Origin of the sequence: Bacillus sp. GC_Bacil_1, assembly GCF_026540675.1 — a bacterium.
Classification (GTDB): Bacteria; Bacillota; Bacilli; order Bacillales; family Bacillaceae_G; genus Bacillus_A; species Bacillus_A cereus.
In genome coordinates, this window is sequence record NZ_JALNUG010000003.1 from 214,471 (window position 1) to 236,880 (window position 22,410).

The following is a 22,410-nucleotide window of genomic DNA, read 5'->3' on the forward strand; positions in this document are numbered from 1 at the left end:
CATTCAATACCATTCCAATTGTGTTATCGTACGTTCAATTTCAGGAAATGAATCGATGTACTCCAGTACACGATTCATTTCTTTTTCACAGATAACACGATTTGAGGATACGGAAACAACCGCAATTTCTGTACGTTGCCATACATCTTGATGCCCAACTTCAGAAACAGCTACATTATAGCGCTGTTTCACACGAGTTAGCACTCGTTGCAAAATTGCCCGTTTCTCTTTTAAAGAATGCACATCGTAAATCATACACTCGAATGAGAGTGAAGCGACAATCATCGCTTCACTTCTTCCATAACGTATGCTTCAATGATGTCCCCTTCTTTAAGGTCATTATATCTTTCAATTGTAATACCACACTCATAGTTTTGTGCAACTTCTTTTACGTCGTCTTTGAAACGTTTTAACGTATCAAGTTGTCCTTCGAAAATTACGATACCATCGCGGATAATACGAACGCCACTATCGCGTGTAATTTTACCGTCAATTACGTAACAACCTGCGATTGTTCCAACTTTTGTTACCTTGAATGTTTGACGAACTTCCGCTTGACCGATTACTTTTTCTTCGAATTCTGGATCCAGCATACCTTGCATTGCTAATTCAATTTCTTCGATTACTTTGTAGATAATGCGGTGTAAGCGAACATCAACGTTCTCTAATTCAGCTGTACGCTTCGCGTTCACATCCGGACGTACGTTAAATCCAATTACAATTGCATTAGATGCAGAAGCTAAAATGATATCAGATTCTGTAATCGCACCTACACCAGTGTGAATGATTTTAACTTTTACGCCTTCAACATCAATTTTACGAAGTGACGCTGCCATCGCTTCAACAGAACCTTGTACGTCTGCTTTTACGATTAAGTTGATTTCTTTTACATCGCTCTCTTGGATTTGTTGGAATAAATCTTCAAGGCTTAATTTAGATTTCTCACCACGTTGTGCAACTAACGCTTCTTGTGCACGTGATTCACCGATTTGACGAGCTTTCTTCTCATCAGCGAATGCCATGAAACGATCTCCAGCTTGTGGTACTTCATTTAAACCTGTAATTTCAACAGGAGTTGATGGACCAGCAACTTTTACACGACGACCAATATCACTTACCATTGCACGAACACGCCCGAATGAAGTTCCAACAACGATTGGATCTCCAACTCGAAGTGTACCGTTTTGAACTAATAATGTCGCGATAGTTCCTTTACCTTTATCAAGCTGTGCTTCAATTACAGTACCCGTTGCATAACGATTTGGGTTTGCTTTATATTCTTCTACTTCACTTACAAGAAGAATCATCTCTAGCAAGTTGTCAATTCCCTCGCCTTGGATTGCAGAAATTGGTACGAAAATTGTATCTCCGCCCCAAGCTTCTGGAACTAATTCATATTCTGTTAATTCTTGCATTACACGATCAGGATTCGCCGCTGGTTTATCCATTTTATTCACAGCAACAATAATTGGTACTCCAGCTGCTTTTGCATGGCTAATCGCTTCAACTGTTTGAGGCATAACACCGTCATCAGCTGCAACAACAAGGATTGTAATATCAGTTACTTGCGCACCACGAGCACGCATCGTTGTAAATGCCGCGTGACCAGGCGTATCTAAGAATGTAATTTTCTTATCATTTACTTCAACTTGGTATGCACCAATATGCTGAGTAATTCCACCCGCTTCGCCAGCAGTTACTTTTGAATTACGAATTGAGTCAAGTAATGTTGTTTTACCATGGTCAACGTGCCCCATAATCGTAACAACAGCTGGACGCTCTTTTAAGTTTTCTTCATCATCTTGCTCATCAATGAATGTTTCAAACTCAGTTTCACTTACAACTACTTCTTCTTCTACTTCAATACCGTAATCAGTAGCGATTAACTCAATTGTATCTTTATCCAAGTCTTGGTTAATTGTTGCCATAATTCCAAGCATGAAGAGCTTTTTAATAATTTCAGATGGCTCTTTACTTAACTTTTTAGCAAGTTCACCTACTGTAAGGCTTCCAGAGAAAGTAATTTTATCTGGTGTTTCTACTATTTGCGTTTGTTGTCTTCCAGCAAAGTTATCTTGACGTTTGTCTTCATTTCCTTTGCCTTTTTTCTTTTTCTTATTGCTGTTCTTTTTACTGCGAACAACTTTCTCTTCTACTTCAAACTCATCTGCAACAGAAGGTTTTTCCGCTCCAGTGTTATATTCATTATCTAATTTATTTACTACTTCATCTTCTAACATTGTCATATGATTCGAAACCTCGATATTCATCTCTTTAAGTTTTGTCATAAGATCTTTACTTGAGATATTATTTTTTTTTGCATATTCATGTACTCGAATTTTACTCATACCTTCACCCCCGGTAATTTGTATCGAGCATGCTACGTAGCTTTTTCGCAAAGCCTTCATCTAACACAGCTACAACGACTCGCTCGTCTCTCCCAATCGCATGCCCTAATTGTTGTCGATTTTCGACTTTTTTCATTGGTACGTTGTAGTACGTCGTTTTATCAGTGATACGTTTAGTAGTGTTCGCTGACGCATCTTCAGAAAGCAATACGAGCTTTGCTTTACCACTTCGTACTTCTTTTAAAACGAGTTCTTCACCCGAAATGATTTTTCGAGCGCGATTTGCTAGTCCTAAAAACGATTTCCAATCGGACACTTATTTCGACTCCTTCTCAACAAGCTCAAGAAGCTCTTCGTACAGAGAACTGTCGATTTTCGCTTTTAGATGATGTTCCAAAATGTTTTTCTTTTGGGCTTGCATAATGCATTCTTTATCTTTTGACAAATATGCACCTCGTCCTGATTTTTTTCCAGATAAATCAATAGACACTTCGCCCTCTTTGGAACGAACAATGCGAACGAGCTCTCGTTTTGATTTCATCTCTTGCGTCGCGATACATTTTCGTAACGGAACTTTTCGATTGCTCATACTCATCACCTCTATTCGATTTCGTCTTCAACTGAATCGAATCCGAATGCGATTACGCTATCTTCTTCTGTTACAATTCCAAGTTGTTTCGCATCAGACTCACTTTTAATATCAATTTTCCAGCCTGTTAATTTAGCTGCAAGACGCGCATTTTGTCCACGCTTACCGATAGCTAATGATAGCTGGTGGTCTGGAACAACAACAGTTGTTGCTTTTTCATCTTCATCTACAAGTACTTTAACAACTTGTGATGGGCTTAAAGCATTTGCAACATATTCAACTGGATCATTTGACCAGCGAACGATGTCAATCTTTTCACCTTTTAGTTCATCTACAACACGTTGTACACGTTGTCCTTTCGGTCCTACGCAAGAACCAACTGGATCAACATCAATGTTTTCTGCATGCACAGAGATTTTAGAACGATCTCCTGCTTCGCGCGCTACAGAGCGAATTTCTACAGTTCCATCATAAATTTCTGGAACTTCCATTTCGAATAAACGTTTTAAAAGACCAGGATGTGTACGTGATACGTAAATTTGTGGTCCTTTTGTTGTCTTTTCTACTTTTGTAATAAATACGCGAATACGATCATGTGGCTTATATTGCTCATTTGGCATTTGCTCACTTACAGGTAATAAAGCTTCTACTTTACCTAAGCTTACGTAGATGAAACGAGCATCTTGGCGTTGTACAATACCAACCATAATGTCTTCTTCACGATCACTAAATTCTGAGTAAATAACACCACGTTCTGCTTCACGAACTCGTTGTGTTACAACTTGTTTTGCAGTTTGCGCTGCAATACGACCAAAATCTTTTGGCGTTACTTCAATTTCTAGTACGTCGCCATCTTGGTAGTTTGGATTAATTTGTCTTGCCTCTTCTACAGAGATTTCAAGACGTGGATCAAACACATTATCAACAACGTCCTTACGTGCTAAAACTTGAATTGTTCCCACTTCTGGGTTAAAGCTCACACGAACGTTTTGTGCTTGGTTAAAATTGCGTTTATAAGCAGAGATTAACGCTGCTTCAATCGCATCAATAATAATATCTTTACTAATACCTTTTTCTGACTCTAATACGAGCAAAGCATCTAACAACTCAGTGCTCATGAAGATCCCCCTTCTTACTAAAACGTAACAGCAAGTCGCGCATTTGCAACTTTATCCATTGGAATTTGGATTTCTTTTTTACGTGTTTTAATTGTTAATAGTAGTGTAATTGTAGTACCGTCGTAGGAAAGTAACTTTCCTTCAAACATCTTTTCGCCATCAATCGGCTCATATGTTTTAATTGCCACTTGTTTTCCTACCGCTTGCTGGAAGTCTTTCTCTTTCTTTAATGGGCGTTCTGCTCCAGGAGATGATACATCCAAAAAGTAAAGGTGAGGAATTGGATCCTCTTTATCTAAAGCTTCGCTTAAACGTTCACTTACCGCACCGCATTCTTCAATGTCGACTCCCTTTTCAGAATCGATGAATACGCGTAAGAACCAGTCTTGTCCTTCTTTCACATACTCTACATCTACAAGTTCAAGATTTAACTCTTCAACGATTGGCTGCGCAAATGCTTCTACAACTTCTGTGACTTTCTTATCCATAAACAGCCTCCTTCCTGCCGCCATGTACCATTTACAAGAAAAGATCCCGTTCATAAAGACGGTCTATCTTATTCTTTCTCGTTAGCTAACAAAAGCCCCTGCCGTTAAGCAGGGAATATCTGTCTTAGTATTACCAAATTTAAGAAGTAAAACTTGTAACAAAATATGTATATACGACAGAAATGTCTTTACTATCTACATGAATAAAATGTAGATAGTAACACGAAAGAGTGGGTTTCCCCACTCTCTTTTTCACAAAATATACATGACATGGTTATCTCGGTTTATAGTATACCATAGCAAATATTGATTTGCAAAGACTTTTCCTACCTATTAGAACAGTGATAATTGGTTTTGATCCGGCAAATCTCCTAAACAACCTTGGCTATCTAAATACTCAATAATTGTTTTCGAAACCTTACTTCGTTGCTGTAAGTCTTCTTTTGATAAGAAGTCTCCATTTTTGCGCGCTTCCACAATACTTAAGGCTGCGTTCGTACCAAGACCAGGCACTGCATTAAACGGAGGGATTAATGAGTCTCCATCAATAATAAATTCCGTTGCATGCGAACGGTATAAATCAACCTTTTGGAATGAGTATCCACGCTCGCACATTTCAAGCGTCATTTCTAGTACCGTTAATAAACTTTTCTCTTTCGGCGCTGCATCCAATCCTTTTTGAGCTATTTCATCAATTTTCACACGTATGGATGCTGAACCTTTCGCCATCGCCTCTACATCAAAATCATCTGCACGGACTGTAAAATATGCCGCATAGAATAAAAGTGCAAAATGTACTTTAAAGTATGCGATACGCACAGCCATAAGTACGTAAGCAGCCGCATGGGCTTTAGGGAACATATATTTAATCTTCTTACATGAATCAATATACCAACCTGGTACATTATTACCTTTCATGTCATCTTCCCATTCTTCCGGTACACCTTTACCTTTACGAACCGACTCCATGATTTTGAAGGCTAATGATGGATCTAAACCTTGATAGATTAAATATACCATGATGTCATCACGACAACCGATAACTTCACTCAGCGTACATGTACCGTTATAAATTAACTCATTTGCATTACCCAGCCATACGTCAGTACCATGTGACAGCCCAGAAATTTGGACCAATTCTGAGAATGTCGTTGGTTTTGTCTCTTCTAACATCTGTCTTACGAATTTCGTACCGAATTCTGGGATACCAAGTGTACCTGTTTTACAGTTAATTTGTTCTTCCGTTACCCCTAACGTTTCTGGACCAGAGAAAATTTTCATTACCTCTGGATCATCCGTCGGGATTGTTTTCGGATCAATACCACTTAAATCTTGTAACATACGAATAACGGTCGGATCATCGTGTCCTAGTATATCAAGTTTCAATAAATTATCATGAATCGAGTGGAAGTCAAAATGCGTTGTTCTCCACTCAGCACCAATTGAATCAGCAGGAAACTGTATTGGGGAGAAATCAAAGATATCCATGTAATCTGGCACAACGATAATACCACCTGGATGCTGTCCAGTTGTACGTTTTACCCCTGTACATCCCGCTACTAAGCGGTCAATCTCTGCATTCCGAATTGTTAAATTGTGATCATTTGCATAACCTTTTACATATCCATAAGCTGTTTTTTCCGCAACTGTACCAATCGTTCCAGCACGGTATACATAATCTTCACCGAACAGTACTTTCGTATAGTTATGGGCACGTGGTTGGTATTCCCCGGAGAAGTTCAAATCGATATCGGGTACCTTATCTCCTTTGAATCCAAGGAACGTTTCGAATGGGATATCATGTCCATCTTTTACATATGCCACATTACATGTCGGACAATCTTTATCTGGTAAGTCGAAACCAGAGCCTACCGAACCATCATTAAAGAATTCAGATTGCTTGCATTTTGGACAGACATAGTGTGGTGGTAATGGGTTTACTTCTGTAATTTCCATCATCGTTGCAACGAACGATGAACCTACTGAACCACGCGAACCTACTAGATATCCGTCGACTAACGATTTTTTCACAAGCTTATGTGAGATTAAATAAATAACGGCAAATCCATGTCCAATAATACTTTTCAATTCTTTTTCTAAGCGAGCCTCTACAATTTCTGGTAGTTCTTCACCATATATACTGCGTGCCATTTTATAACTCATATCACGTGTTTCATCATCGGCACCCTCAATTTTCGGTGTATATAGATCATCTTTTACCGGACGAACATCACCAATTAATGACGCAACTTTTTGTGTATTCGTTACAACAACTTCTTTCGCTTTGTCCTCACCTAAAAATGAAAAACACTCTAGCATTTCATCAGTTGTACGGAAATGTACTGGCGGTAATGAATGTCGATTTAACGGATTTGCCCCGCCCTGTGAACTAACTAAAATTTTACGATACATTGCATCTTCTGGATCTAAGTAATGCACGTTCCCTGTAGCGACAACTGGTTTATCTAACGTCTCACCTAGTTTTACTAAGTTAGAGATAATTGTTTTTAATTGTCCTTCATCTCGAACGAGTTCACGCTCTACTAAATGACGCAACACCTCTGGAGGCATTACTTCAATGTAATCATAGAACTGTGCAATTTCTTCTACCTCTTCAGGAGCTTTTTGCATCATTGCCTCAAATACTTCACCTTTATCACAAGCCGTTCCTACTAAAATTCCTTCACGGTATTTTTTTAATAGTGACCTCGGTACTCGTGGTACACGGTAAAAGTAATTAAGGTGAGAATATGAAACAAGTTTATATAAATTTTTCAACCCAACATCTGATGTGGCAAGTAACGTCATATGACTTGGACGGCCACGCTTATACGCATCCCCTTGTCCCATGCTATCATTTAATTGATCGTGATATTCAAATCCCTTTTCAATTACATCTTTCAACATTTTCACAAGTAAATATCCCGTCGCTTCTGTATCATAAATCGCACGGTGATGTTGCGTTAATTCAATATCAAGTTTTTTGCACATCGTATTTAATCGATGATTTTTCATTTCTGGGAATAAGAATCGTGCAAGTTCTAACGTATCAATAACGGGGTTATTCGTTTTTTCTAACCCAGCCTTTTTAAAACCTACGTTAATAAAGCCCATATCAAAGCTTGCATTATGGGCAACAAGTGTATGGTCCCCCATCCATTTCTCAAACTTTTTAAACACTTCGTCCACTTCTGGTGCATCAGTTAACATATCATCTGTAATACCTGTTAATTCAATAATCGTCGCTGATAATGGTTGATGTGGATTTGCGAAAGATTCAAAGCGATCAATGATTTCGCCACCCTTTACTTTTACGGCAGCCAACTCAATGACTGTGTCGTATACAGCTGATAAACCTGTCGTCTCAACGTCGAAAACAACATACGTTTCCTCTGCAAGTAAACGATGCGCCTCGTTATACGCTATCGGTACACCATCATTAACTAAATTCGCTTCTACACCGTATATAACTTTAACTCCAGCTTTTTTCCCCGCAGAATATGCCTCCGGGAACGACTGAGCCACAGCATGGTCTGTAACCGCAATAGCTTCATGTCCCCATTTACCAGCTTGGGCAACAAGCCTAGAAACAGGAGTAACAGCATCCATTTGGCTCATCGGAGTGTGAAGATGAAGTTCTACACGCTTTTCGCCTTCTGGCGCTTTATCTTTACGAGACGGCCCTGTTATTTCATTAATATCATTTGCAATCATTACTAAATCTCGAACGAATGTATCGTTTTGAACAGAACCACGCGCTTTCACCCACATTCCTTTTTTCAAGGATTGCAGCATTGGAATATCTTCTTTGTCACGCGAGAACATTTTGATCATAATAGAATCCGTATAATCCGTTATTTTTAAAGTTAATAACGTACGCCCACTACGAAGCTCTTTTGTTTCTACATGGAAGACATATCCTTGAACCGTTTTTCTTCTTTCTTCATCTTGAATTTCTCGCATCGGTGTAATCTCTTCATCCGGCTTAATAAGATACCCGAGTGTAATCGGTCCTTCATGCACAACGCTGCTTTCTTCAGCTTGCTTCTTCGCCATTTCTTCCATAGCTTGTATAACACGCTCGCGGTCTTCTTGCTGCGTTTGCTCACGAAACTTTTGCATTTCTTCTGCATTTTGCTGTATATGTGTGTCTAACTGGAAACGCGGGAATCCAAAAGCTTCGTATTGATCCCCCACTGGTTTCGCAACGTTTTTCTTTAAAGCAGTAGACTCCAGCTCATTATTTACATTTATTAACAACTTCACTCCATTCACCTGCGGAAGTTGCTTCTTTAAGTACGCGAACATGGGTGAAAATGTAATTCGTTCCGTACAAAGTGGCCAATACGCCCTTACTTCTTCTTCTGTAAATTGTTTATTCTCTGTTTCTAATGCAAATGTTGTTCTTGCAATATGAGAAAATGATTGCTTAAGCTTTGTTTCTAGCAATTCATATAATTCTATAGGCAAAATACGTGGCACTTGTAAATCAAAATGCCAACTTTTATTCGCTTTATCAATAACGAGCCTTTCAATACCACCGCCTTGTAAATATTGATTTATAAGGTCGTCTGGTATTTGCAACTGCTGGAGCAAAATTTGAAATCGCTCTTGTTGTTCATTTGTTAAAGACATAAGCACTCTCCTTCCATTTGCTATTATAAATTGAAACGTACTACAAAGAAAGATTTCTTCCTTCTTCTTTTACAAAATACGTTTACAAAGAAAGAGAAGGTACCCCATTACGAGGTACCTCTTCTTATTTTAAAATATTTGCAATATATGTTTGAAGTTCTTCTACTTTTACTTCTTCAGACTCACCTGTAGCACGTACTTTCACTTCTACAATACCTTCGTCTGCTTTTTTACCAACTGTAACGCGAACTGGAAGACCGAATAAATCTGCATCTGCAAACTTAACACCTGCACGTTCTGCACGATCGTCTAATAACACTTCATAGCCTTGTTCTTGTAATGAGTTGTAGATATTTTCACCCATTTCACGTTGTGCATCAGATTTCATATTTACTGGAATTACATGCACATGGAATGGTGCTACAGCTTTTGGCCAAACTAAGCCGTTCTCATCGTTAAACTGCTCTGCAATTGCTGCCACTGTACGAGATACACCGATACCGTAACAACCCATAATAAGTGGTTGTGTTTTTCCGTTTTCATCTAGGAATGTCGCGTTCATTGCTTCACTATAACGAGTTCCTAATTTGAATACATGACCAACTTCAATTCCGCGTGCGAAAAGAATTGTTCCGTTTCCATCTGGAGATTGGTCTCCTTCTTGAATGAAGCGTAAATCTGTATATTGACTTACTTTAAAGTCACGTTCTGGATTTACATTTACATAATGGAATCCTTCTTCGTTCGCTCCTGAACATCCGTTAACAATTGATGCTACAGCGTGATCAGCAATAATTTCAATATCACCTGTTACACCAATCGGCCCTAATGAACCAATTCCACAATTTAATAATTCTTTTACTTCTTCATGAGAAGCAAGCTCAACAACCGAAGCGCCGTATACATTTTTCACTTTCACATCGTTTACTTCGTGATCACCACGAACAAGTACAACTACTAATTTCTCATCTACTTTAAATACCATAGACTTAATGCACTTGTCAGCTGCAATGTTTAAGAATGCAGATACTTCTTCAATTGCTTTTTGGTCTGGTGTTGCTACTTTTTCAAGAGCTTTTTCTGCTTCGTCACTCTTCGTATACGTATCTACAACAGGAGCCATTTCGATGTTTGCTGCATAATCAGATGTGTCAGAGTATGCAATTGTATCTTCACCAACATCAGATAATACCATAAATTCATGTGTATCTTTTCCGCCCATTGCTCCAGAATCAGCAATAACTGCACGGAAATTCAAGCCACAACGAGCAAAAATGTTAGAGTATGCTTTATATAAGCGATCGTATACTTCATCTAAGCTCTCTTGTGTAGCATGGAAAGAGTATGCATCTTTCATTAGAAACTCTCTTCCACGTAATAAACCGAAACGAGGTCTTTGCTCATCACGGAATTTTGTTTGAATTTGGTATAATGTTAACGGTAATTTTTTATATGATTTCACTTCATCACGCACAAGATCCGTAATTACTTCCTCATGTGTCGCTCCTAATGCGAATTCACGAGCGTTACGATCTTTCATACGCATTAATTCAGATCCGTATGAATACCAACGACCTGATTCTTGCCATAATTCTGCAGCTTGCATAGCTGGCATTAATAATTCTACAGCTCCTGCACGCTCCATTTCTTCTCGAACGATACGTTCTACTTTGTGTAATACTTTTAATCCAAATGGTAGAAAACTATAAATACCAGAAGCATTTTGACGCATAAAACCTGCGCGAAGTAATAATTGATGACTCTTAATTTCAGCATCAGCTGGAACTTCACGTAATGTAGGACTGAATACCATACTTTGTTTCATTTATTTGCACCTCTTCATTTTACTCTTACACGCAGTAAAACCCCTCACCTCGAATTAGGTGAGGGATTTTATTCTACGAGCTCTATTTCATTATTAGTTTCATTCTATTTTACAAGAAAAACTTACGAATGTCATTCCATGTTACAACTAACATTAATAACATTAATAATGCAAAACCAATAAAATGAACCATTCCTTCTTTTTGACGGTCAATTGGTTTCCCTCGTAACGCTTCAATTAAGAAGAAGAATAAACGGCCACCATCTAAAGCAGGAACTGGTAATAAATTAAATAAACCAAGATTAATGCTTAGAACTGCCGCTAAACTTAGTACACGCGTAAATCCATAATCTACAACTTGATCTGTTAGATTATAAATTCCTACTGGACCTGACAACTCATTAATAGAAAATTGACCAGTTACTAATTTCACAAGAGATTCAAAAATTAGTTTTGTCCATTGGTACGTTTGTTCAAATCCTGATTTAATAGAACCCATTACTGTTTTCTCTACAGGAGAATAAACACCAATTCTACCAACTTCGTCTTTTCCTTCTTTATCAAGTGTTGGCGTTACTTTCACATTAAACTGTTCATTATCACGCTTTACTTGTAACGTAATTTCTTTATTCGGGTTTTCACGTACAATAGTAACAACATCTTTCCATGTACTTGTGTTTTTCCCATCAATCGCTTGAATTGTATCATTCTCTTTCAGGCCAGCTTGCTGTGCTGCACTATTATCCATCACTTTTCCGACCATTGGTTTGTCAATAGGAACCCCTTGTACAAATCCAAGAATCACAAAAATAACAAATGCTAAAATGAAGTTCATTGCAGGACCCGCAAAGATTGTTAAAGCGCGTTGACCCAATTTTTTAGAGCCAAATTGCCTGTTATATGGAGCAATTTGAATTTCTTCTCCAGCAGTAATGATGCGAGCCTTTTCATTCACTCGGAATGTTTGAAGCTCTTCCTCATACTCTTCATAGCCTGAAATCGTTAGATTATGCTCTAAATCAGCTTGTTCGACTTCAATAACACGAACATTTGGATATTTTTCATATCCATCAAAAACTAATTTCACAGCTTCGTCTTTTTCATTTAGCACAAGGCCAACCTTTTTCCCTGGCTTTAACTCAACTGTGTCTGCATCCTCGCCAGCCATTCTTACATAGCCACCCAGAGGCAGTAATCGAATCGTATACACCGTTTCATTCTTTTCAAATGAGAATATTTTCGGACCAAAACCAATCGCAAACTCGCGGCATAAAATGCCTGCTCTTTTCGCGAAGTATAGATGCCCTAGCTCATGGAAAAATACGAGTGCACCGAAAATTAATATAAAGGCAATCGCTGTATTCAATTCCATAACCACCTTTGCTAAATTTGTTCCATCACAAACCGTCTTGTGGCTGCATCAATTTCCAGAATTTCCTCTAAGCTCGGACGTGCAATGACATTGTGATGGTTCATTGCTTTTTCAATGAGGTCTTCCACTGTTAAGAAACCAATTCTCTTTTGTAAAAAAGCTTCAACAGCTACTTCATTCGCTGCGTTCATTACAGCTGGCATACTTCCACCAGCTTTTCCAGCTTCATACGCAAAACGTAAACAACGGAATCGTTCTTGGTCCATTTTCTCAAAATGCAACGTCCCTATTTCCCATAAGTTTAACTGTTTTGTTTCTGAAAGAGGCAATCTATCAGGATATGTAAGTGCGTATTGAATTGGTACTCGCATATCAGGTGAACCAAGCTGCGCCATTACACTACGATCTTCAAATTCAACCATAGAATGGATAATACTTTCTTTATGTAAAACAACATCGATTTGCTCATAAGGGATACCAAAAAGCCAATGTGCTTCAATTACTTCTAGTCCCTTATTCATCATTGTAGCAGAATCAATTGTAATTTTCGAACCCATTGACCAGTTTGGATGTCGAAGCGCATCTTCTACGGTCACATGATGCAATTCATCTCTCGTTTTATCACGGAAACTTCCACCAGAAGCCGTTATAATAAGACGAGAAATTCTTTTTTCATTTTCACCATTCAAGCATTGAAAAATAGCCGAATGTTCACTATCTACTGGAAGTAACGAAACATTATGTTTTCGCGCTGCTTCCATTACAAGATGTCCTGCAGTTACTAACGTTTCTTTATTTGCAATTCCAATTGTTTTTTTCGCCTCAATCGCACGAAGTGTCGGTAACAACCCTACGCTACCTACAACAGCATTTACTACAATCTCCGCATCTGGATGTAATGCTACTTCTAAAAGTCCTTCACTACCATATACAATTTTTGTATTACCAGAAACAGTTTGTAATTTTAAAACATCTTCCTCTCTTTGCACAGAGACGATTTGCGGAGAAAATTCTTGAATTACCTTTACTGCGTAGTCAATATTTTTCCCTACAGAAAAAGCAACGAGACGGAATTGGTCTGGGTGCGAGCGTAATACATCTAAAGTTTGTGTACCAATTGATCCGCTTGCACCTAATAAACTAATGTTTTTCATGACTCCAACCCCTCGTTCATTTATTAATTGTATTGTAATAAGAAGTAGAGAATTGGTAAAACGAATAACCAACTATCTGTTCGATCTAATATACCACCATGCCCAGGTAAAATTGTACCTGAATCCTTTACGCCATAATGACGTTTAAAAGCAGATTGTACTAAATCACCAATTTGTCCAAAAATAGAAATGATAATTGTCAGCACAATTAAAATTACTACATTCGATTCGACTGGGAAGAACACGTTGTAAACAAGTGCAACAATAATTCCACAAACGATGCCGCCTAATGAACCTTCAATCGTTTTATTTGGACTAATTTCTGGCCACAATTTTCTCTTGCCTAATGCTTTTCCTACGAAATATGCGCCTGAATCAGTAGCCCATATAACAAATAATGCACAAAACACATATTTAATTCCTAATATTCTCGTTTCATTTAAATATAAGAATCCCATTGCCACATATGTCGTTGCCATTAGTAAAAATGAAGCATTATCAAAAGTAAATGTATTCTTAGAAAGGACTGTATATGATAAAAGTAATAAAACAATCACAAATGTGATTTCCAATTTACCTAATCCAATCCATGTAAACAGTTCTGATGCACTACTTGGAATTAAAAGAATCCACAATAATACTGCAGCTAAAACTGTCGGTACTGAAATAAGCGTAAGCTTATTCATACGAATTAATTCATATAAACCTATAGAAGCAAGTGCATACACTAAAACCGTAAAAGGCACGCCACCGTATATTACGATGGGAATGAATAGCGCGGCAGCAACCACTCCAGTAATAATTCTCTGTTTCACTACCAAACCCTCTCTTTCTACACGCCTCCGAATCTGCGCCCTCTATGTTGAAAGTCAGTAATCGCATTTAGCAAATGTTCTTCTTTGAAGTCTGGCCAATACACATCTGTAAACCAAAACTCCGAATATGCAATTTGCCATAACATGAAATTACTAATACGTAGCTCTCCGCTTGTTCGGATTAACAACTCTGGATCGGGTAAAGAACTCGTCATTAAGTAGGAGGAAAGCATTTCTTCACTTACCTCTTCAGAACGAATTTTTCCTTCCTCATTATCTTTCATCATATATTGCACAGCAGAAACGATTTCATCTCGACTTCCATAGTTTAACGCGAAATTAAGAATTAATCCCGTATTCTCTTTCGTATCTTCCATGGCTTTCTCCATCGCTCTGCGTGTATGCGTAGGAAGACGATCTTTTTGCCCTATTACTCGGACTTGTACGTTTTCTTCAATCAATTCTGGTAAAAATGTACCTAGAAATTCTTCTGGAAGCTTCATTAAATAATCAACTTCCTTTTTCGGTCTTTTCCAGTTCTCAGTTGAAAAAGCATAAAGAGTTAACACTTTCACATTAAGTTTACTTGCAAATTTTGTAATTTTCTTTACAACTTGCATACCTTCATGATGTCCCGCAATACGAGGCATTGCTCTCCTCTTTGCCCATCTTCCATTCCCATCCATAATGATGGCAATATGTTCTGGGATATATCCTTTTTTCACTTCTTCAACGAGATGATCAAACGATGTGTCCTTTTTACCTTTAAAAAAAGGAAAGTTTTTAAACATCATTCATACCCTCCAACAAGCAGACGTATGCCTAAAAGTGTAAAAAGACCCCCTTAAGAAGAGGGTCATATTTGCGAAGTTATCGCTATTACACTTCCATGATTTCTTTTTCTTTGTTTTTTGCGATTTCGTCAACTTTTGCAATATATTTATCTGTTTCTTTTTGGATATCTTCAGTATATCCTCTTAAATCATCTTCTGTAATCTCGCCAGCTTTTTCAAGCTTCTTAAGATCATCATTTCCGTCACGACGTACGTTACGAACAGCTACTTTTGCTTCTTCAGCATATTTTTTCACAACTTTAACAAGATCACGACGACGCTCTTCTGTTAATGCAGGGAATGCAATACGAATTACAGTTCCATCATTAGAAGGGTTTAAGCCTAAATCTGCTTTTAAAATTGCTTTTTCGATATCACCGATAGAAGTTTTATCATAAGGTTGAATTACAAGTAAACGTGCTTCTGGAACTGTAATGTTCGCTAATTGCACAACTGGTGTTGGTGCACCATAGTAATCAACTTGTACCTTATCTAATACAGACGAGCTTGCACGACCAGCGCGAACTGTTGCTAATTCACGAGAATAAGCAGCAACTGCTTTTTCCATTTTTTCATTTGAAGACTTCAATACTTGTTGTCCCATATTTATTTCCCCCTTACAACTGTTCCAATATTTTCGCCTAAAACGGCACGTTTAATATTACCTTTTTCCATAACTGAGAATACAATTAATGGAATATCATTATCCATACATAGAGAAGAAGCTGTAGAATCCATTACACCTAAACCTTCTTTTAATACATCTAAGTAAGTAAGCGTTTCGTATTTCGTAGCTGTTGGGTCAATAGATGGATCTGCGCTATATACACCATCCACATTATTTTTTGCCATTAAAATAACGTCTGCTTCGATTTCCGCTGCACGTAATGCTGCTGTTGTATCTGTAGAGAAGTATGGATTACCTGTACCTGCTGCAAAGATAACAACACGTTTTTTCTCTAAGTGACGAACTGCTTTACGGCGAATGTAAGGCTCTGCCACTTGACGCATCTCAATTGAAGTTTGTACACGAGTTTGGATTCCAATATTCTCCAAGCTATCTTGAAGAGCTAATGAATTCATAACTGTAGCTAACATGCCCATGTAATCTGCTCCTGCACGATCCATGCCCATTTCACTTCCAATTTTCCCACGCCAAATGTTACCGCCACCAACAACAACAGCAACCTCTACATCAAGTTCTGCAATTTCTTTTACTTGTTCTGCAACTGACTTAATAACAGTTGGATTAATTCCAAATCCTTGCTCTCCAGCTAAAGCTTCTCCACTTAGCTTTAAAACGACACGATTATATTTCGGTTTACTCATAATGAACCTCCAATTGCTTACATCTTTATTTTAAAAAAGGGAACACAATGTGTTCCCTAATCTGTATTAGTTACTACCTTTTACTTGGTTCATTACTTCTTCAGCAAAGTTGTCTTCGCGTTTTTCGATACCTTCACCAACAGCGTAGCGAACGAATCCTTTTAATGTTCCGCCTTTAGACTCAACGAACTGACGAACTTTCATATCAGGGTTTTTAACGAATGCTTGGTCAAGTAAGCAAATCTCTTCGAAGAATTTGCCTAGACGGCCTTCAACCATTTTTGCAACGATTTTTTCAGGCTTGCCTTCGTTTAATGCTTGTTGTGTTAATACTTGACGCTCATGCTCAACTTCTTCAGCTGTTACAGCATCGCGGTCGATGTATTTAGGGTTAACTGCAGCGATGTGCATTGCAACATCTTTAGCAGCAGCTTCATCAGTAGAACCTTCAAGAACTGTTAATACACCAATGCGTCCACCCATGTGTAGGTAAGCGCCGAATGCATCTGCATCAGTTTTTGATACGATTTCGAAACGACGAAGTGTAAGTTTTTCACCAATTTTAGCGATTGCTTCGTTGATGTGCTCTTCAACGTTTTTACCGTTTTCCATTGTTTGAGCCATAGCTTCTTCAACGTTAGCTGGTTTGTTAGTTAATAAGTGAGCAGCTAATTCTTTAATTAGTGCTTGGAAACCTTCGTTTTTCGCAACGAAATCAGTTTCAGAGTTTAATTCTAAGATTAAAGCGTCGTTACCGTTTGTTTCGATGAAAGTTAAACCTTCAGCAGCAATGCGGTCTGCTTTTTTAGCAGCTTTCGCAATACCTTTTTCGCGTAAGAAGTCAATTGCCTTCTCCATGTCGCCGTTAGTTTCTGTTAAAGCTTTTTTGCAGTCCATCATACCTGCGCCAGTTTTTTCACGTAATTCTTTTACCATTTGAGCAGTGATTGCCATATTTTTCATCCTCCTAAAATATGTATTTATACCTTTTATAAAGGTGTTTATACCTTAAAAAAGGTGATAAAAGGCCGAACCCCTTATCACCTTTCCAACTTTGTTACGCAGTAACAGTTTCTTCACCTTGTTTTGCTTCAAGGATCGCGTCTGCCATTTTAGATGTAAGAAGTTTTACAGCACGAATTGCATCATCGTTTGCTGGGATAACGTGATCGATTTCGTCTGGATCACAGTTTGTATCAACGATACCGATGATTGGAATGTGTAATTTGCGTGCTTCAGCAACTGCAATACGCTCTTTACGAGGGTCTACTACGAATAATGCACTTGGAAGACCTTTCATATCTTTAATACCGCCTAAGAATTTCTCAAGACGCTCTAACTCTTTTTTAAGTTGAACAACTTCTTTCTTAGGAAGTACTTCGAAAGTACCATCTTCTTGCATTCTTTCGATGTCTTTAAGACGCTTGATACGCTTTTGGATTGTTTGGAAGTTTGTTAAAGTTCCGCCTAACCAACGTTGGTTAACGAAGTACATACCAGCACGAGTTGCTTCTTCTTTAATAGCTTCTTGTGCTTGTTTTTTAGTACCTACGAATAAGATGTCTCCACCTTCAGCAGCGATGTCGCGCATCGTTCTGTAAGCTTCCTCAACTTTTTTCACAGTTTTTTGTAAGTCGATGATGTAGATACCGTTACGCTCTGTGAAAATGTAACGCTTCATTTTTGGGTTCCAACGACGAGTTTGATGTCCGAAATGAACACCAGCTTCAAGCAATTGCTTCATAGAAATTACTGACATAATATAGTTCCTCCTAAATGGTTTTTGATATCCTCCGTTTACTTCATCTCTAAGCGAAACTACAAACGTAGCACCAACACTTAAATCAGTAAACGTGTGTACTTTGTACTGACACCACTGCTTACTATATCATACTGAAATATTACAATCAAGTCGAAAATGCGAACAATGTAAAACTTTCTTTGTTCATACTCGAATTCTAGTATTACCAACCTTCATTTCTTTTAAGCAAAAAAGTAAAACACAATTAATAGTTTTCCCAGAAAACACGCTTATGGCACTTTTCACAAGCGCCATCAATCCATTGCACAAAAAAACTCTCCTCGATCGAGGAGAGTTTTTTATAAATTAGTTTGTTTTTAATTTAGCAAGTTCCTGTAGAAACTTGTCGTTTAGCACTTTAATGTATGTTCCTTTCATACCTAAAGAGCGAGACTCAATTACACCAGCACTTTCTAATTTACGTAGTGCATTTACGATTACAGAACGAGTAATTCCTACACGATCAGCAATTTTACTTGCAACAAGTAAACCTTCTGTTCCATTTAATTCTTCGAAGATATGCTCAATTGCTTCTAACTCACTGTAAGATAATGAGCTGATCGCCATTTGAACAACAGCTTTACTACGTGCTTCCTCTTCGATTTCTTCTGCTTTTTCACGTAAGATTTCCATGCCTACAACAGTTGAGCTGTACTCAGCAAGGATTAAATCGTCATCTAAGAACTCTTGACCAAGACGAGCTAATACTAATGTACCTAGACGCTCACCACCACCAACGATTGGTACGATTGTAGTTAAACCTTGACCAAATAATTCTCTGTTTTCTACCGGGAATGCTGTGTAAGCACTGTTCACATCTAAGTTTGAAGATGTTTCTGTAATGTTGAATAAGCTTTGTGTATATTCTTCTGGGAATTGACGTTCTGCAAGCATTTGCTTCATGCGTTCGTTTTCGATTTGTTGGTGAATTGCATAACCTAGTAATTTACCACGACGACTAACTACGAATACGTTTGCTTCGATTACTTCACACATTGTGTCAGACATTTCTCTAAAGTTTACAGGCTTCCCTGCTGCGCTCTGTAATAACGCATTTAATTTTCTTGTTTTTGCTAATAATTCCATTTCAAAAGTTCCTCCTACATGTTACTCACATATTTTTTCATCACTTGGAAACTAGGGCGAGTCACCTGATGACACTATTACAAAATAAACTGGCTCACATCTTTATTTTTAGCAATTGTTGCTAATTTCTCCTCAACGTATTGAGGGGTTATCGTTATTTTCTCTAACGTAATTTCAGATGCTTCAAACGATAAATCTTCAAGGAGCTTCTCCATAATCGTATGAAGTCTTCTTGCTCCAATATTATCTGTATCCTGATTAACTTGATAAGCAATCTCAGCAATCTTACGAATAGCTTCGTCTGAAAATTCAATTTCTATACCTTCGGTCGCTAATAATGCCATATATTGTTTAATTAACGCATTGTCAGGCTCGATTAATATTTTAACAAAATCGTCTGTCGATAATTTTGTTAATTCTACTCGAATCGGAAATCTCCCTTGCAATTCCGGAATTAAATCCGACGGTTTAGACATATGGAACGCTCCAGCTGCAACGAATAAAATATAATCCGTTTTTACTGATCCGTATTTTGTCGCAACATTCGACCCTTCTACAATAGGCAAAATGTCACGTTGCACACCTTCACGTGATACATCTACGCTATTCGACTGCTTACCAGCAATTTTGTCAATTTCATCAATAAAAATAATCCCGAGCTGTTCAGCACGATAAACAGCCTCTTGTGTAACTTCATCCATATCAATTAAGCGCTGTGCCTCTTCATTTGTCAAGAGTTTTCTTGCTTCTTTTACAGAAAGTTTACGTTTTTTTGTTTTTTTCGGCATAAAACTCCCTAACGCATCTTGGAAATTCATTCCCATTTGCTCCATGCCAGTTCCTTGTAACATATCAAACATTGACGACTGTTGCTCAGTCACTTCAATCGATACAATCTCTTCTTCAAGAAGCCCTGCAGCAAGCTTTCTCTCCACATCTTGACGTTTCTTTTCGATTTCACCATCTTCTTGTGTATCAGACGTTTGACTCGAATTTTGAGCGCCCCCAAAAAGCATCTCTAATGGATTTTTAAATCCAGATTGCTTCTCCGGACTCGGTACTAAAATTTCAACAAGACGTTGATTCGCTTGCTCTTCTGCTTTATCTTGAACTTTCACTACCATTTCTTCTTTTACGATACGAACCGATGTTTCCACAAGGTCACGTACCATCGACTCTACATCTCTACCCACATATCCAACTTCTGTGAATTTTGTAGCCTCAACCTTAATAAAAGGTGCTCCAACGAGTTTCGCCATTCGTCGTGCTACCTCTGTTTTCCCAACACCTGTCGGTCCAATCATCAAAATGTTTTTAGGTGCTATTTCATCACGTAAATTTTCAGCTAATTTACTGCGACGGTATCGATTTCTCAACGCTACAGCAACCGCTTTCTTTGCGTCTTTTTGACCGATGATATATTGATCTAATTTTTCCACAATTTGGCGCGGAGTAAAATGTAAATGCATATAAAATGCCTCCCTTACGATTCTACAATTCTTCAACAATTATGTTGTGATTCGTATAAACACAAATATCACCAGCAATCTCTAAACTCGCTTTCGCAATTTGTTTCGCTGTTAAGTGTTCACTTGCATATTGCTTTAAAGCACGACCTGCAGAAAGCGCATAATTTCCACCAGATCCAATTGCTAAAATACCATCATCCGGTTCAATCACTTCTCCTGTACCTGAAACAAGAAGCATAGTTGTTTTATCCATGACAATGAGCATCGCTTCTAGTTGACGTAACATTTTATCGCCACGCCATTGTTTTGCCATTTCAACAGCAGCACGCTGCAAGTTGCCATTATACTCTTCTAATTTTCCTTCAAACATTTCAAAAAGAGTAAATGCATCAGCAACTGAACCTGCAAAACCAGCTAAAACTTTACCTTGGAAAAGTCTGCGAACTTTACGAGCTGTATGTTTCATTACAACAGCATTTCCCATTGTCACCTGACCATCTCCAGCCATTGCACATTCTCCATTATGATGAACTGCAAATATCGTTGTAGCGTGGAAATTCCCCATAGAAAAAACTCCTTTATTTGTTTTTATAGCTTTTAAAGCAATTTATGCCCGCGGGTGATGCTTCATGTAAACAGAACGCAATCTTTCTTTAGAGACATGCGTATAAATTTGTGTAGTCGACAAATTCTCATGACCTAATAGCTCCTGTACAGTACGTAAATCCGCCCCTTCATCTAACATGTGTGTAGCAAATGTATGCCTTAACATATGGGGACTTATCCGCATTGTCAGTGACGCCTTTTTAATGAGTTCATTTAAAACATAACGTACTCCACGACTTGTTAGCGGTGTACCTTTCGCATTTAAAAATACCATACGAGAGTCTTCGTCATTCTTATTAACTAACTGTTTTCTCCCATTCTCTATATAAGTAATTAAAGAATCTTGCGCATAGCTTCCGAACGGAATATACCTTTGTTTTTTTCCTTTTCCCATTACTAAAATTGTTCCCACCGCAAAGTCAATATCGGTAAGTTGTAAATTGACACATTCACTCACACGAATTCCAGTCGCATACATCAACTCTAATAAAGCTTGATTCCTTTGACCTAATGGTGTTCCCGTGTCAGAAACTTCAAATAATTCCTCTAACTCTTCAGCATATAAAAACTTTGGGATTGACAATTCTTTTTTGGGGAGTGACGCAAGTGCAAACGGATTATCTTTTCGATAACCTTCACGCATCAAAAAACGATATAAACTTCGTAAGCTTGATACTTTTCTTGCGACAGATTTACGGGCTAACTTTTCATCGTGCAACGTCGTTAAGTACAAACGAACATCCGCGTATGTAACGTCTAAAAAAGAGGATATGCCTTCTCGCTCCATAAATTGCACAAAATGTTCTAAATCATTTTGATAACTTGCAATTGTATATTTTGAATAATTTCTTTCAATTTGTAAATATCCAACGAATAATTGTAACAATTTCTTCACATTCACACAACTCACCTCAATAAAGGCTACTAAATCGTATCACAACT

20 protein-coding genes are annotated in these 22,410 nt (G+C 38.0%); all 20 read right to left on the reverse strand.

Features of this window, described 5'->3' with window-relative positions; genetic code table 11:
• Positions 1-3 precede the first annotated feature (3 nt).
• The 20 genes from OXT04_RS06455 to xerC all read right to left on the reverse strand — a co-directional run bounded on the left by OXT04_RS06455 (position 4) and on the right by xerC (position 22,369).
• Entirely contained in the window at positions 4-285 is a 282-nt protein-coding gene (locus tag OXT04_RS06455) for a DUF503 domain-containing protein (protein ID WP_000634350.1), read from the reverse strand.
• Positions 282-2,348, reverse strand: a complete 2,067-nt coding sequence (infB, locus tag OXT04_RS06460) for a translation initiation factor IF-2 (RefSeq protein WP_000036347.1) — start codon at positions 2,346-2,348, stop codon at positions 282-284. The genes OXT04_RS06455 and infB overlap by 4 nt, the downstream gene beginning before the upstream one ends.
• A 4-nt stretch (positions 2,349-2,352) precedes the next feature.
• Positions 2,353-2,664 carry a YlxQ family RNA-binding protein gene (locus tag OXT04_RS06465; RefSeq protein ID WP_001286522.1) on the reverse strand — a complete coding sequence of 104 codons (312 nt, stop codon included), beginning with the start codon at positions 2,662-2,664 and terminating at the stop codon, positions 2,353-2,355.
• Positions 2,665-2,937, reverse strand: coding sequence for an RNase P modulator RnpM (rnpM, locus tag OXT04_RS06470; protein WP_000071125.1), 273 nt, complete (start codon positions 2,935-2,937; stop codon positions 2,665-2,667).
• 11 nt (positions 2,938-2,948) lie between these two features.
• Positions 2,949-4,055 (reverse strand): transcription termination factor NusA, encoded by a 1,107-nt coding sequence (gene nusA, locus OXT04_RS06475; RefSeq protein WP_000102598.1) that lies wholly within the window; start codon positions 4,053-4,055, stop codon positions 2,949-2,951.
• 17 nt (positions 4,056-4,072) lie between these two features.
• Complete coding sequence (gene rimP, locus OXT04_RS06480) at positions 4,073-4,543, reverse strand: ribosome maturation factor RimP (protein ID WP_000359095.1); 471 nt, start codon at positions 4,541-4,543, stop codon at positions 4,073-4,075.
• Between the two features lie 333 nt (positions 4,544-4,876).
• The gene (locus OXT04_RS06485) at positions 4,877-9,178 is read right to left on the reverse strand and encodes a PolC-type DNA polymerase III (RefSeq protein WP_000059994.1); all 4,302 of its coding nucleotides are present in this window, start codon (positions 9,176-9,178) and stop codon (positions 4,877-4,879) included.
• A gap of 124 nt (positions 9,179-9,302) precedes the next feature.
• Positions 9,303-11,003, reverse strand: coding sequence for a proline--tRNA ligase (locus tag OXT04_RS06490; protein WP_000814317.1), 1,701 nt, complete (start codon positions 11,001-11,003; stop codon positions 9,303-9,305).
• Between the two features lie 109 nt (positions 11,004-11,112).
• Positions 11,113-12,369 carry an RIP metalloprotease RseP gene (rseP, locus tag OXT04_RS06495; protein WP_001090233.1) on the reverse strand — a complete coding sequence of 419 codons (1,257 nt, stop codon included), beginning with the start codon at positions 12,367-12,369 and terminating at the stop codon, positions 11,113-11,115.
• Between the two features lie 17 nt (positions 12,370-12,386).
• Positions 12,387-13,529, reverse strand: a complete 1,143-nt coding sequence (dxr, locus tag OXT04_RS06500) for a 1-deoxy-D-xylulose-5-phosphate reductoisomerase (RefSeq protein WP_000790380.1) — start codon at positions 13,527-13,529, stop codon at positions 12,387-12,389.
• Between the two features lie 23 nt (positions 13,530-13,552).
• A complete protein-coding gene (gene cdsA, locus OXT04_RS06505) occupies positions 13,553-14,344 on the reverse strand; it encodes a phosphatidate cytidylyltransferase (RefSeq protein WP_000813592.1) in 792 nt (263 codons plus the stop codon).
• Positions 14,345-14,361: 17 nt separating this feature from the next.
• On the reverse strand, positions 14,362-15,138 hold the full coding sequence (gene uppS, locus OXT04_RS06510; RefSeq protein WP_000971297.1) for an undecaprenyl pyrophosphate synthase: 777 nt from the start codon (positions 15,136-15,138) through the stop codon (positions 14,362-14,364).
• A gap of 85 nt (positions 15,139-15,223) precedes the next feature.
• Complete coding sequence (frr, locus tag OXT04_RS06515; RefSeq protein WP_000531505.1) at positions 15,224-15,781, reverse strand: ribosome recycling factor; 558 nt, start codon at positions 15,779-15,781, stop codon at positions 15,224-15,226.
• A 2-nt stretch (positions 15,782-15,783) separates the two neighbouring features.
• Complete coding sequence (pyrH, locus tag OXT04_RS06520; protein ID WP_000042669.1) at positions 15,784-16,506, reverse strand: UMP kinase; 723 nt, start codon at positions 16,504-16,506, stop codon at positions 15,784-15,786.
• Between the two features lie 66 nt (positions 16,507-16,572).
• Positions 16,573-17,460: a translation elongation factor Ts gene (gene tsf, locus OXT04_RS06525; protein ID WP_001018577.1), complete on the reverse strand. Its 888-nt coding sequence runs from the start codon at positions 17,458-17,460 to the stop codon at positions 16,573-16,575.
• A gap of 103 nt (positions 17,461-17,563) precedes the next feature.
• Complete coding sequence (rpsB, locus tag OXT04_RS06530; RefSeq protein ID WP_000111485.1) at positions 17,564-18,265, reverse strand: 30S ribosomal protein S2; 702 nt, start codon at positions 18,263-18,265, stop codon at positions 17,564-17,566.
• Between the two features lie 348 nt (positions 18,266-18,613).
• The gene (gene codY / locus OXT04_RS06535) at positions 18,614-19,393 is read right to left on the reverse strand and encodes a GTP-sensing pleiotropic transcriptional regulator CodY (RefSeq protein ID WP_000421290.1); all 780 of its coding nucleotides are present in this window, start codon (positions 19,391-19,393) and stop codon (positions 18,614-18,616) included.
• A gap of 77 nt (positions 19,394-19,470) precedes the next feature.
• Complete coding sequence (hslU, locus tag OXT04_RS06540; protein WP_000550085.1) at positions 19,471-20,862, reverse strand: ATP-dependent protease ATPase subunit HslU; 1,392 nt, start codon at positions 20,860-20,862, stop codon at positions 19,471-19,473.
• 22 nt (positions 20,863-20,884) lie between these two features.
• Positions 20,885-21,427: an ATP-dependent protease proteolytic subunit HslV gene (hslV, locus tag OXT04_RS06545; protein WP_000526274.1), complete on the reverse strand. Its 543-nt coding sequence runs from the start codon at positions 21,425-21,427 to the stop codon at positions 20,885-20,887.
• A gap of 42 nt (positions 21,428-21,469) precedes the next feature.
• Entirely contained in the window at positions 21,470-22,369 is a 900-nt protein-coding gene (xerC, locus tag OXT04_RS06550; RefSeq protein ID WP_267414037.1) for a tyrosine recombinase XerC, read from the reverse strand.
• Between the last annotated feature and the right edge of the window lie 41 nt (positions 22,370-22,410).